This window comes from Symbiopectobacterium purcellii (assembly GCF_019797845.1).
Classification (GTDB): Bacteria; Pseudomonadota; Gammaproteobacteria; order Enterobacterales; family Enterobacteriaceae; genus Symbiopectobacterium; species Symbiopectobacterium purcellii.
Genome location: NZ_CP081864.1, coordinates 4,456,607 through 4,469,022 on the forward strand (window position 1 = coordinate 4,456,607; position 12,416 = coordinate 4,469,022).

Below are 12,416 nucleotides of genomic sequence, written 5' to 3' on the forward strand. Positions count from 1 at the left end.
TTATCACCCCGTGAAAGATCTGGCCGATCAGATGTCTTTTTTCCTGGGATAACCGCCATGACACACACACATCGGCCAACGCCACACAAACTGGAAATGCGTGGGATTTCCATTGCCTTTTCCGGCTTCGCTGCGCTGACGCAGGTCGATTTCACGCTGGAAGGCGGCTCTATCCACGCGCTGACCGGTGCCAATGGCGCAGGCAAATCCACGTTGATGGCGGTACTTTCCGGTGCGCATGAGCACTATCAGGGAACCGTTGTCATCGACGGAAAACCCGTTGAGATTCGCTCACCGCGACAGGCCAAGCAACTTGGCATCCATCTGGTACAACAGGAAGTCGACGTCGCGTTAGTACCAGGCCTGAGCGTGGCGGAAAATATTATGCTCGATCAATTGGCAGAGCCGGGGCATCGCTATCGCTGGCAACACATCCGCCACAGTGCGCGCAACGTACTGGCTCTGTTGGGTGTCGATCTGGACGTGCGTCGCCGCATCGAGCAATGCTCACTGGCCGAAAAACAGCAGATTCTCTTGGCACGTGCCCTCTCCCACCATTGTCGCTTCCTGATCCTTGATGAACCCACGGCACCGCTCGATCAGCATGAAAGTGAGCGCCTGTTCAACGTGGTGCGACGCTTGCAGCACAGCGGTATCGGCGTGGTGTTTATCTCGCACCGTATTCATGAGCTAAAAGCGATTTGCGATCGCATGACGGTATTACGCGATGGTCGCCTGATTGAAAGCAGTCCAATGGACGGGCTAAGCGGCGAAGCGATCGTCGAAAAGATGCTCGGTCATGCGTTGAATGATATCTATCCGCCACGCCGCCCGACGATAACCGGTAAGGCACTGCTGGCGATTGACGGTCTGCATGACAATACACGGCTGCACGATATCTCGTTGCAGTTGCGCGGCGGCGAAATTCTTGGCATTGCCGGGCTGGCTGGCGCGGGGAAAACCGAACTGTGCAAAGCGCTGTTTGGCGCCAATGCCAGCCGCGTGCGGTCCGGCGAACTGCGCGGCAAGCCCTGGCAGCCGACCACGCCGGCGGATGCCGTCGCCGCTGGCATTGCTCTGGTGCCAGAAGAGCGCCGCAAAGAAGGCATTTTTATTGACGAGTCGGTGGCGATGAACCTGAGCATCAGCGCCGACGACAGCTTTTCCCGCTGGAGTCTTTTTAATCATCGGCGCGCATGGCGCTGGGCACAGGAGATCATCTCACGTCTCGGCGTGCGAACCACCGGGCCAGCACAGACGCTGCGTCGCCTGTCAGGCGGCAACCAGCAGAAGGTCGCGATTGGCAAATGGCTGCGCAACGATGCCGATGTACTGATCTTTGATGAGCCAACCAAAGGCGTTGATGTAAAAGCCAAAACCGATCTCTTTCTTTTAATCGACCAACTGGCTCGCGAAGGCAAAGGCGTGATTTACGCCTCCGGCGAATTCGCTGAACTGGTCGGGCTGTGCGATCGCATTTGCGTGCTGTGGGATGGCCGCATTGTGGCAGAACTGGATGGCCGCAAAGCCAGCGAAGAAACCCTTTTACTTTACTCCACCGGAGGAACCCCTGCGTGAGCAAAGCACTTTCCCTTAAGGCGACAGTTTCGGGCCGCCAACAGCTGTTTGATTTTCTCTACAAATGGGGAATGCTGCTGACAGTGATCGCGCTGATCGCGCTGTTTGGTGTCGCCTCCGACAACTTTCTCGATCCGTACAATATCATCAATATTCTGCGCTCGATTGCCATCGTTACAGTGATCGCCATTGGCGTCTCCATCTCACTCACGGTGGGTGGGTTCGATCTCTCGGTGGGCTCTACCGCCTCGCTGGCTAACGCACTGGTGATTTCGCTGTTTGTTTGGCACGGCTTTGGCACCACGGAAGCGATTTTGGTCACACTGCTGCTGTGTACGCTGGTCGGCCTGTTTAATGCTTTTCTCATCGTGGTACTGAAAATCCCCGACATGTTAGCAACACTTGCCAGCCTGTTCGTGATTCAGGGCGTCGCGATGACCTACAGCTACGGTGGCTCCATCACGCAAAATATGGTGCTACCCAGCGGGGAGATGGCAGAAGGCATTATCCCTGACGCTTTCTCACTGCTCGGTCAAGTGCCGACCATTGTGATTATCATGCTGGCTGTCACCGTGGTGGCACAGCTGGGCCTGTCATTGACCAAACACGGTCGCCGCATGTATGCCATCGGCGGTAACGCTGAAGCCGCACGGCTTTCCGGCATCCGTACCACCCGTTACCGCGTGGCGGCCTATATCCTCGCCTCACTGTTGGCAGGATTGGGCGGTATTTTACTGGCATCGCGCATCGGCTCATCCCAGGTCAACGCCGGTAGCGGTTACCTGATGGATGCCGTGGCCGCGGCCTGGATCGGTTTTTCACTCGCTGGCTCTGGCAAACCTAACGCATTGGGTACGCTGGTCGGGGCCGTGATCCTCGGCGTATTGCAGAACGGGCTGGTGATGCTCTCTGTTCCCTATTACGCCATGGACATTATCAAAGGGCTGGTGCTGGCCGCCGCCCTGGCAATCACTTACGTTCAACGCCGTTAATCCCGAAAGACAGGAAACTATAATGAAGAAATTGACGTTTTCACTGCTGGCGCTGAGCCTGCTGACCATCGCCCCCACCTTTGCCGCCACACCTGCCCCCGTGCCGGACGCTATCGCCAAACACGACGGACCGATTCGCATCGCCGTTATCCGTAACCTTGGATCCGACGATAACACCACCCAATTTATTGCGGGAGCCATCCAGCAAGGGAAGAAACTGGGGTTCACCGTCAATACCTTCCTGAGCAACGGCGATGACGCCCGCTTTCAGGATTTCGTCAATCAGGCCATCAGCCAGAAGTATGACGGGATTATCCTGTCTCAGGGCCGCGATCCGTACTCGACTGCGCTGGTTCAGCGCATCGTTGACAGCGGCATTGCGGTGTCCACCTTCGATACCGCCGTCAATGGCACCATTAACGGCGTGACCGTGACTCAGCAGGATGACGCGTCACTGACCGACCTCTCCTTCGGCCAACTGGTGAAAGATTTCAGCGGTCAGGCCAACATCATCAAGCTGTGGGTCGCCGGGTTCCCGCCGATGGAGCGCCGTCAGGCTGCCTATCAAAACATCCTGAAAGACCACCCCGGCATTAAAGAGCTGGAGTCCATTGGTGCGGTCTCTTCCGACGTACAGGGTGACACCGCTAACAAAGTGGGTGCCGTGTTGGCGAAATACCCGAAAGGTAAAATCGACGCCATCTGGGGCACCTGGGATGCCTTCAGCCAGGGCGCTTACAAAGCACTGAAAGAGAATGGCCGCACCGAAATCAAACTCTACAGCATCGATATCTCTAACCAGGACGTGCAACTGATGCGCGAAGCCAACAGCCCGTGGAAAGTCAGCGTGGCGGTTGACCCGAAACTGATCGGTGCCACCAACGTGCGCCTGATTGCCAACAAGATTGCAGGCGAACCTACCCCGGCAACCTATGATTTCAAAGCCGCTACCATTCCACAGGCGCTGCTGGTGAGCCAGCCGGGACAGGTTAACGTCGCTTCACTCGGCAACATTATTCCCGGCTGGGGCCAGAGCGATGATTTCATTGCCCCGTGGTTCGCAACACTTGAAGCCAAACAGAAAAAATAAGGAACCGCAGCATGGCAAAGCAGGAACTGCCGCAGCCCGATTACAGCCGCAATATGCGGTTAATCGGGCATAGCGATCAGGGGGGTCGGCCAGACGGTGTACAAGTGATGGTCCATCGTGGCTACGCCTATATCGGGCACATGGTGTCGCAGGGGTTCTCCATCGTCGATGTGCGCGATGCGAAAAATCCCAGAGCGGCAGGCTATGTACCCGCCCCGCCCGGTACCTGGAATGTGCACTTGCAGGCGCATGACGATCTACTGCTGGTGATTAACGCACGCGATCTGTTTGCCGATACCCGCTTTGCCGATGAAAAGGTCTATTACACGCGCTCCGTTGCCGATACGGTGAGTGACGTGCAAGACAGAGGCTGGAGCGCCGGACTGCGGGTGTTTGATATCTCAACGCCGGACACGCCGCGTGAAATCGGCTTTCTGCCGCTGAACGGCATTGGTATTCACCGTATTTGGTACGTCGGTGGGCGTTGGGCCTACGTCTCCGCCCTGTTGGACGGTTTTAGTGATTATATCTTCCTGACCATCGATCTTGCCGATCCGCGTAAACCGGAAGTGGCCGGGCGCTGGTGGTTGCCGGGTATGCACAGCGCCGCAGGCGAAACCCCCAATTGGCCGGAAGGGAAACGCTTTGCGCTGCACCACGCGATTATCAGCGGCGATACCGCTTACGCCAGTTGGCGTGACGGTGGCCTGACGCTGCTGGACGTGAGCGATCGCCATCAGCCGCAGCTCATTAGCCACCGCAACTGGAGCCCGCCATTCGGCGGCGGTACCCACACCGCGCTGCCGTTGCCGGATCGCGATCTGCTGGTGGTACTGGATGAGGCAGTGCTGGACAATCAGGAGGATGGCGAGAAGCTGATCTGGCTGTTCGATATTCGCGAACCGAGCAATCCGGTCAGCATTTCCACCTTTCCGCAGCCGGATGAAGTGGATTACGTGGCCAAAGGTGCGCACTTCGGGCCGCATAACCTGCACGAGAACCGGCCAGGCAGCTTTATCAGTTCAACGCTGATTTTCGCCACCTACCAGAACGCAGGCGTACGCGCTTACGATATCAGCAACCCGTATCGTCCCGTAGAAACCGGCGCGCTGGTGCCTGCTGCGCCGGAGAAAATGATGGATACCCGCCCGGGTCGCCCACGCGTCATTCAGTCCTGTGATGTGTTTGTGGATGCACAGGGCATTATTTACAGCACGGATTACAACGGTGGGCTCTCGATTATCGAGTATTTGGGGTAATACGCATCGACCGGGTAGCACAGGTTTTCATCTTTGACTTTTACTCGCGTAAAACATCACGCTGAGGTGGGCGTGACCGCCGGGTGAGCGGCATGGATGCCGCGAAAGCTAGCGCCGCGCCGGGAGCGCGTCGCTAGAGGCCCGAACAGCGGGCACAAACGCCGAAGGCACCGCGTAGCGGCGTGATTTATCGCGAAAAGCCTGGAGTCACGAGGCGGCGGCGATTGAGCGCCTCGTGTCGGGCGCGTGCTGCAACGGTTGCAGAAATCCATGTTGGTTAACGCGCACGAAACCTTCACGGAACCGACAGAAATCCCCGTTCAAATCTAAACGGGGATAGCCTCACGAGGCGATATCGTCACACCACGCCCTGCGCCAGCATCGCATCCGCCACTTTCACAAAGCCCGCGATGTTCGCGCCGCGCACGTAGTTGGTGTATTGACCTTCGCCGCCGAAATCCACGCACGCATGGTGAATATCCAGCATGATGTGGTGCAAACGCGCATCCACTTTCTCCGCTTTCCAGCCCATACGCGCCGCATTCTGCGCCATTTCCAGCCCTGAGGTCGCGACACCAGCGTTTGCGGCTTTGCCCGGCGCAAACAGCACGTTGGCTTCCAGGAAGGCGTCCGTCGCCTCAATCGTGGTCGGCATATTGGCCCCTTCCGCCACGGCTTTCACGCCGTTAGCAATCAGCGTCTTGGCACTGGTCAGGTCCAGCTCATTTTGCGTAGCGCACGGCAGTGCGATGTCTACCGGCACGTTCCACGGCGTTTGCCCTGGCAGGTACGTGAGACCCGCTTCGCGCGCATAATCTTCCACACGGCCATAGCGTTGGTTTTTGATATCCGCCAGCAACGCCAGCTTCTCCGGCGTAAAGCCCGCTTCATCCACCACCGTACCGTTAGAATCCGAAGCGGTAATCACGCGCGCGCCCAGAGACAACGCTTTTTCAATGGCATACTGCGCCACGTTACCGGACCCAGAGACGGCAACACGCATGCCCTCAAACCCAAGGCCGTGACGCTCCAGCATCGCCTGCGTGAAATAGACCAACCCATACCCTGTCGCTTCCGGGCGAATCAGGCTGCCGCCAAAAGAGAGCCCTTTACCGGTAAACACACACGCGGTGTTGTTGGTCAGCTTTTTCATCATCCCGGTCATAAAGCCCACTTCACGACCGCCCACGCCGATATCACCAGCAGGTACGTCGGTGTCCGGCCCCAAATGGCGATACAGTTCCGCGATCAGTGCCTGACAGAAGCGCATGACTTCGCCATTGCTCTTACCCTTGGGATCGAAATCGGAACCGCCTTTACCACCGCCCATCGGCAGCGTGGTCAGTGAGTTTTTAAAGGTTTGCTCGAAACCGAGAAATTTGAGGATTGAGAGGTTCACCGAAGGGTGGAAACGCATCCCGCCTTTATACGGGCCAATGGCGGAACTGAACTGCACGCGCCAGGCGCGGTTGACCTGCACCTGACCTTTATCATCAGTCCAGGCAACACGAAACTGGATAACACGCTCTGGCTCGACCAGGCGTTCCAGCAGGCTTTGCTCTGCATAGCGCGGGTTCTGTTCCAGAAACGGCCACAGGGTAGAGAAAACTTCCCTGACCGCCTGAGAAAACTCCGGCTGATGCGGATCGCGCTTCTGAACCTGATTGAGAAAACTTTCCAGAGAGACTAATTGAGCCATTACCAACTCCTGCAAAAAAGAAAAAGCGTCCGGTGGACTGTGCTTTTTTTATCTCGCACCCTTTCACGCGCAGCAAAGTGCCTGGCCGCGTGAAAACGGTGAAAGTTATGCACGTTAAAAGCCTGTGGGATCGCGGTTGAATGATGTTGTGCCGCTTCGACTATAGCACTGCTGGTGGATATTCAAGCAAGCGTTTTTTAACGTTTTATATGCTTAAAAACCAATGAGATAGGCACTTATTTTTACATGGAAAATGACAAAAAAAGGTCATAAGTTTCTGTTATATAACAAAAGAAAGCGCAATTCAGTGCACAAAAAAGCGGTTTGCAGAGGGGAGGTAAAAAAATGCGATCGACTAAAAAATCGGTCAATTTGCAAAAAAATGCACTGACTGAAAAGGCTCCCCGGCCTTAACCGGGGAGAGAACGAGGGTGTTACTCTTCGTCATCACGCAACGGAACGATCAGCATGTCCACATGCACGGTGTTGATCAGTTGACGCGCGGAAGACATCAGCTTGCTCCAGAAGTCCTGATGGTGCCCACATAACACCAGGTCAGCATCATATTTCTTGATAGCATCCACCAATACCTGCCCAAGATCGCCACTGCCACTCAAGGTTTCCGTGATCGGATAACCGGCGTTTTTAGAGAGATCGGTCAACGCGTTTTGCGTTTCTTCAGAAATACGCTGCTGCATGTCGCCCAGATTCACGTCAATCAGGCCGGTGTAGAGATCGGAGTAATTGACGTCGACATGGATCAACGAGACTTTGGCATTGCACGGCCTTGCCATCGAGACCGCCTTTTCCACTAACACTTTACTTTCTGGAGAAAGGTCAACAGCAATCAGGATATGTTTATAAGCCATAATAAGCTCCTTCCGTAAAGACACATTAATGGTTCAGCAGATTTTTCCGCCTGCTAATCTGATACTTAACGGCTTGGCTATAGAATACCACCCCTGCCGATTTTTGTTATGTTCAGCAGATCACACCGCCACATATTTACCGCATTTTGCGCGATAACCCGCACAGCGTCCGCGCTACGTACAAGCGATTATTGCACAACGGCTCACGGGAGCGGCAATCTGACCGTAAAATTCTCGTACTCATTGATAAGTGTAGTAGAAACGGCTCCCTATCACGTCTGGATTCGCGACAATCCGCTACAAAACCGGGAAAAAGAGTAGGGAAAATCGTCAAAATTATTTGATATCGGTCACTCTGTGGCAAAAATCTGTTTTCCTCTTCTACAATAACAGTGAGGGGGATATCAACGTGCCATTCGGTTGTTGAGCCTCTCATTCTGGGTGAGTCGAGCGGTGTTCCGTTGCGGTGCTTGAGGTCTTTCGATTACCGTACTGCATACCGCCCGGTAGAGCAAAAGATAAGGGCGATTTACCCTTTCTTCGCCCGCTTAATAAAATCGCGTAATGAACGTGTGGCAAAACGATTCGCAGAAACGCCGTAGGATGTTCACCACATCCTCGTTCTGACGAATAACATAATCCGGGAGGGGAGCATGATCAGTACATTTGCGCTTTTCTGGGCCTTGTGCATCGTCTGTGTCATCAACATGGCGCGCTATTATTCTTCTTTGCGCGTACTGCTGACGATCCTGCGCGATTGCGACCCGCTGTTGTACCAGTATGTGGATGGCGGAGGATTTTTCACTTCCCACGGACAACCCAGTAAGCAGATTCGGCTGGTTCGCTACATTTACGCACAGCGCTATCTGGAGCACCACGATGAAGCGTTTATGCGCCGCTGTGAGCGAGTACGAGGCCAGTTTATGCTGACCTCCGCACTGTGCGGGCTGATACTGGTAAGTTTGCTGTCCATGATGATTTGGTATTGAGCGATTGGGTACTTAACCATGTGCAATCGAGAAATATAAAAGGCGATTCTCTCGAATCGCCTTTTATTAGGTGCAGTATCAATCCTGACGGATTAAATCAATTTCAGCGCCAACCAATACAGCACGCCGGACATCACCAGAGAAACCGGCAGCGTAAACACCCATGCCAACAGGATGTTCTTAACCGTTTTACCCTGTACGCCGCCGCCATCCACGATCATGGTGCCCGCGACCGCAGAGGAGAGCACATGGGTGGTGGACACCGGCATACCGGTATAGCTCGCCACACCAATTGACAGCGCCGCCGTGACCTGAGCAGACACCCCTTGCGCGTAGGTCATGCCACGTTTACCGATCTTCTCGCCGATAGTAACCGCGACGCGACGCCAGCCCACCATAGTGCCCAATGAGAGCGCCAATGCGACGGCAACGATAATCCATAACGGCGCGTACTCAACGGTTTTCAGCATATCCTGACGCAGGTTGTTCAGATAGCGGCGGTCTTCCGACGTGGTTTCCGGCAATTTTGCCACCTTGTCCATGGTATCCGCGATGCACATCAGTAAGCGACGCACGCGACCGCGATCCTCGGCATTCAACTGATCATAACTCTTCAGGTTATTCAGCAGGCCCAGTGAACGTTCGATGGCGATCATCACGCGCGAACTGTCGCAGTGGAACTCTTTAACGCCATTATCAGGCAACACCGTTTCTGTCGCCGGTACCGGCGTAGAGAGGTCGATAACATGTTTGAGCGCATCGCCGTGCTGCTGATAGAACTCCTGCAAATTGACAACCGCATCACGCGTGCGGCTGATCTCATAGCCAGAAGCGCTCATGTTGACAACAAAGCCAGCAGGCGCAACGCCAATCAGCACCAGCATAATCAGGCCAATACCTTTCTGACCATCGTTAGCGCCGTGGGAGAAGCTGACGCCAATAGCGGAGATAATCAGCGCTGTACGCGTCCAGAACGGCGGCTTACGTTTGCCATCCAGCTTTTCACGATCGGCTGGCGTTAAGTGAACGCGTTTACGTTTCTTGTTGCTATTCCAAAAGCGCAACAGCACAAACAACACCAAGCCCGCGACCACCATCCCCACAATCGGAGACAGAATCAGTGACAGGAAAATACTGATCATTTTGGGAACGTTGAGCGCATCCACGACAGAGGTGTCGGTGAGCAGGGCGTTGGTCAAACCAATCCCGATGATAGAACCAATCAAGGTGTGGGAACTGGAGGCCGGCAAGCCAAAGTACCAGGTGCCCAGGTTCCAGATAATCGCCGCCAGCAGCATGGAGAACACCATGGCCAGGCCGTGCGCAGAACTGACGTTAAGCAGCAAATCAGTGGGCAGCAAATGCACGATGGCATAAGCCACGCTCAACCCACCTAGCATCACGCCGAAAAAGTTAAACAGTCCGGCCATGACAACCGCATATTCCGCCCGCATCGCGCGCGTATATATAACGGTGGCAACAGCATTCGCCGTATCGTGAAAGCCGTTTATGGCTTCATAGAACAGAACAAATACCAGTGCCAAAATCAGCATCAGACCGGTATGAAAATCAACCCCGGTAAATAAATGTAGCATAAGCGTTAGGCCATTTGTGGTCATGAACGCGGCGCATTATCTGCGACAAGCCTAAACGGGAAAAGGAAAATATGACTTTTTTTGACGAAAAGATGACCAATTCGGCTATTGATCGGATTTATCTTAATAAAATCAAAAAAATATATATTCTTGTATAAATATACATTTTGTTACGCTGGCATCCCTTCGTGCCTGACACTACAATCAGCCGCCCGTAGGTTATCGGGAAAAATGCTTATTTTTTATATCGCCACTGGTAGGAGAACGCACTGTGGAATCGTTTGATGTTGTCATTGTGGGTGCAGGGGCTGCTGGTCTGTTTTGCGCCGCCCAGGCAGGACAACGCGGATTGCGCGTTCTGCTAGTGGATAACGGTAAAAAACCGGGTCGCAAAATATTGATGTCGGGCGGTGGCCGTTGCAATTTCACCAACATGTACGCCGAACCAGCGGCTTACCTGTCTGGAAATCCGCATTTTTGCAAATCCGCACTGGCACGTTACACCCAGTGGGATTTTATCGATCTGGTCAATCGTTACGGTATTGCCTATCACGAGAAAACCCTTGGGCAGTTGTTCTGTGATGACAGCGCGCAGCAGATTGTGGACATGCTGATGCGCGAATGCGAACTCGGCAACGTGCAGTTTCGTCTACGCAGTGAACTCCAGAGTATTGAACGGGCTGACTCAGCATTCACCCTCACCTTTGCCAATGGCACGCTCACGGTTCCACAGGTGGTGATTGCCAGCGGTGGGCTTTCCATGCCGGGACTAGGCGCATCGCCCTTCGGTTATCAGGTCGCCCAACAGTTTGGCCTTAAGGTACTGCCCACACGCGCCGCGCTGGTGCCGTTTACGCTGCATAAACCACTGTTAGAACAGATACAGACCCTGTCCGGCGTTTCCGTGCCCGTGGTGGTGACAGCAAAAAACGGTGTCAGCTTTAAAGAGAGCCTGCTGTTTACCCATCGCGGCCTTTCAGGACCCGCCATTCTGCAACTGTCGAGCTATTGGCTACCGGGTGAATGGGTGACAATCAATCTGTTGCCACAGCACGATCTCAGCGCGCTGCTGGCCGAGCAACGTGCGGCGCACCCCAATCAGAGCCTGAAAAATACGCTGGCGCTGTGGCTGCCGAAACGCTTGGTCGAGTGCCTGCAAACCTTGGGATTAGTGCCTGAACTGTCGCTTAAGCAACTGCAATCCCCCCAGATCGCAGCACTTACGGAAAATCTGCACGCCTGGCAAGTGCAACCCAATGGTACGGAAGGCTACCGCACCGCAGAAGTCACCTTAGGCGGTGTTGATACGCGTGAGCTATCGTCGAAAACCCTGGAGGCCAGTAACGTGCCGGGCCTCTATTTTATCGGCGAAGTGGTGGACGTGACCGGCTGGCTGGGCGGCTATAATTTCCAGTGGGCGTGGAGTTCCGCGTGGGCGTGTGCGCAGGCGTTATAGTTACTGCCAAAATAACAGCGGATTGCCCATACCCTACTCATCATACAAAGGTAATGTATAAAGCAAAACAGCAAATTGGGACGGTGGATTCATTACGTAACTGACATTCGAATATGATTTATATCAAAAGAATACACCAACCGAGGACAGTGTCATGGATGAAAAGGAAGCTCCCCAGACAGAGAGAAGTCGTGGACCCAGCACGAACAAAACAGAGCAAACACGAAAAAAAATTATCGCTGCTGCGCTGGACGTGTTCATAAACCAGGGGTTTTCTGATGCTCGTGTGGCCGATATCTGTAAGAAGGCAGGTGTGGCCAAGGGTTCAATGTATAACTACTTTCAAACAAAGGAGAGCCTTTTTGAAAGTGTATTGCAGGAGTTCATAGCAACGGCGCGCATTGAATTACAAAGTGGACACCGTCGGCAAGACGAAACGATCAAACAGTATTTAAAGCGCGTTCTTTTACCCGTCATGCAAACGCTGGAATCGTCGGGCCGCGCGCAAATAGCCAGATTGGTTATTGTTGAGAGTGACAGATTCCCCTCTCTTGCCGAGGCCTATGTTCGTGAAGTGCATCAACCGCTGATTGATGCTTTACGGCCGCTGTTGGATGTGGCTTTACAAGAGGGTGAACTAAAAAATGACGGACTTGTTCGTTATCCCCATTTGTTGCTGGCATCGAATTGGATTGGGATGATACACAATGGCATGCTGTGTGCCTCCAGCCCATTAAATCTTGGTGAATTATTTGAGATTGGGTTGGATACTTTTTTTGATGACTCTAAAAAATAAAATAATGTCAGTATTAATATTGCTGACACCCATTGCAGGCTAAACGGCCTTTTTCCTTCCTTATGTATCATATTCAACCACCGCTGTTAGCCA

Annotated in this window: 10 protein-coding genes; 7 read left to right on the forward strand and 3 right to left on the reverse strand. The window is 53.9% G+C overall.

The genetic code is table 11. The annotated features are described in order from the left end of the window. Positions 1-57 precede the first annotated feature (57 nt). The 4 genes from K6K13_RS20720 to K6K13_RS20735 are packed head-to-tail and all read left to right on the forward strand — an operon-like array spanning position 58 to position 4,919. Positions 58-1,578 carry a sugar ABC transporter ATP-binding protein gene (locus K6K13_RS20720; protein WP_222158646.1) on the forward strand — a complete coding sequence of 507 codons (1,521 nt, stop codon included), beginning with the start codon at positions 58-60 and terminating at the stop codon, positions 1,576-1,578. Next, the gene (locus K6K13_RS20725; RefSeq protein ID WP_222158647.1) at positions 1,575-2,570 is read left to right on the forward strand and encodes an ABC transporter permease; all 996 of its coding nucleotides are present in this window, start codon (positions 1,575-1,577) and stop codon (positions 2,568-2,570) included. Before K6K13_RS20720 ends, K6K13_RS20725 begins: the two co-directional genes overlap by 4 nt. A gap of 22 nt (positions 2,571-2,592) precedes the next feature. After that, on the forward strand, positions 2,593-3,660 hold the full coding sequence (locus K6K13_RS20730) for a sugar ABC transporter substrate-binding protein (RefSeq protein WP_222158648.1): 1,068 nt from the start codon (positions 2,593-2,595) through the stop codon (positions 3,658-3,660). Between the two features lie 11 nt (positions 3,661-3,671). Beyond that, positions 3,672-4,919, forward strand: coding sequence for an LVIVD repeat-containing protein (locus K6K13_RS20735; protein WP_222158649.1), 1,248 nt, complete (start codon positions 3,672-3,674; stop codon positions 4,917-4,919). 358 nt (positions 4,920-5,277) lie between these two features. Here K6K13_RS20735 and gdhA read toward each other — a convergent pair whose 3' ends face one another. Together gdhA and uspA are read right to left on the reverse strand one after the other, a co-directional pair. Then, positions 5,278-6,618: an NADP-specific glutamate dehydrogenase gene (gene gdhA / locus K6K13_RS20740; RefSeq protein WP_222158650.1), complete on the reverse strand. Its 1,341-nt coding sequence runs from the start codon at positions 6,616-6,618 to the stop codon at positions 5,278-5,280. Positions 6,619-7,052: 434 nt separating this feature from the next. Continuing rightward, positions 7,053-7,487, reverse strand: a complete 435-nt coding sequence (gene uspA, locus K6K13_RS20745; protein WP_222158651.1) for a universal stress protein UspA — start codon at positions 7,485-7,487, stop codon at positions 7,053-7,055. Between the two features lie 653 nt (positions 7,488-8,140). Here uspA and uspB point away from each other — a divergent pair. Continuing rightward, positions 8,141-8,476, forward strand: a complete 336-nt coding sequence (gene uspB, locus K6K13_RS20750) for a universal stress protein UspB (RefSeq protein WP_222158652.1) — start codon at positions 8,141-8,143, stop codon at positions 8,474-8,476. Positions 8,477-8,568: 92 nt separating this feature from the next. Here uspB and pitA read toward each other — a convergent pair whose 3' ends face one another. Further along, positions 8,569-10,071: an inorganic phosphate transporter PitA gene (gene pitA, locus K6K13_RS20755; protein ID WP_222158653.1), complete on the reverse strand. Its 1,503-nt coding sequence runs from the start codon at positions 10,069-10,071 to the stop codon at positions 8,569-8,571. A 271-nt stretch (positions 10,072-10,342) separates the two neighbouring features. Between pitA and K6K13_RS20760 the strand changes: the two genes are divergently transcribed. After that, positions 10,343-11,527 carry a BaiN/RdsA family NAD(P)/FAD-dependent oxidoreductase gene (locus K6K13_RS20760; RefSeq protein ID WP_222158654.1) on the forward strand — a complete coding sequence of 395 codons (1,185 nt, stop codon included), beginning with the start codon at positions 10,343-10,345 and terminating at the stop codon, positions 11,525-11,527. Between the two features lie 154 nt (positions 11,528-11,681). Next, positions 11,682-12,323 carry a TetR/AcrR family transcriptional regulator gene (locus K6K13_RS20765; RefSeq protein ID WP_222158655.1) on the forward strand — a complete coding sequence of 214 codons (642 nt, stop codon included), beginning with the start codon at positions 11,682-11,684 and terminating at the stop codon, positions 12,321-12,323. Positions 12,324-12,416 lie beyond the last annotated feature (93 nt).

What these genes read in the sequence shown, in the direction of transcription:
- K6K13_RS20720 (WP_222158646.1), top strand. Translation starts at nt 58, where the DNA reads ATGACACACACACATCGGCCAACGCCACACAAACTGGAAATGCGTGGG.
- K6K13_RS20730 (WP_222158648.1), top strand. Translation starts at nt 2,593, where the DNA reads ATGAAGAAATTGACGTTTTCACTGCTGGCGCTGAGCCTGCTGACCATC.
- K6K13_RS20735 (WP_222158649.1), top strand. Translation starts at nt 3,672, where the DNA reads ATGGCAAAGCAGGAACTGCCGCAGCCCGATTACAGCCGCAATATGCGG.
- gdhA (WP_222158650.1), bottom strand. Translation starts at nt 6,618, where the DNA reads ATGGCTCAATTAGTCTCTCTGGAAAGTTTTCTCAATCAGGTTCAGAAG.
- uspA (WP_222158651.1), bottom strand. Translation starts at nt 7,487, where the DNA reads ATGGCTTATAAACATATCCTGATTGCTGTTGACCTTTCTCCAGAAAGT.
- uspB (WP_222158652.1), top strand. Translation starts at nt 8,141, where the DNA reads ATGATCAGTACATTTGCGCTTTTCTGGGCCTTGTGCATCGTCTGTGTC.
- pitA (WP_222158653.1), bottom strand. Translation starts at nt 10,071, where the DNA reads ATGCTACATTTATTTACCGGGGTTGATTTTCATACCGGTCTGATGCTG.
- K6K13_RS20765 (WP_222158655.1), top strand. Translation starts at nt 11,682, where the DNA reads ATGGATGAAAAGGAAGCTCCCCAGACAGAGAGAAGTCGTGGACCCAGC.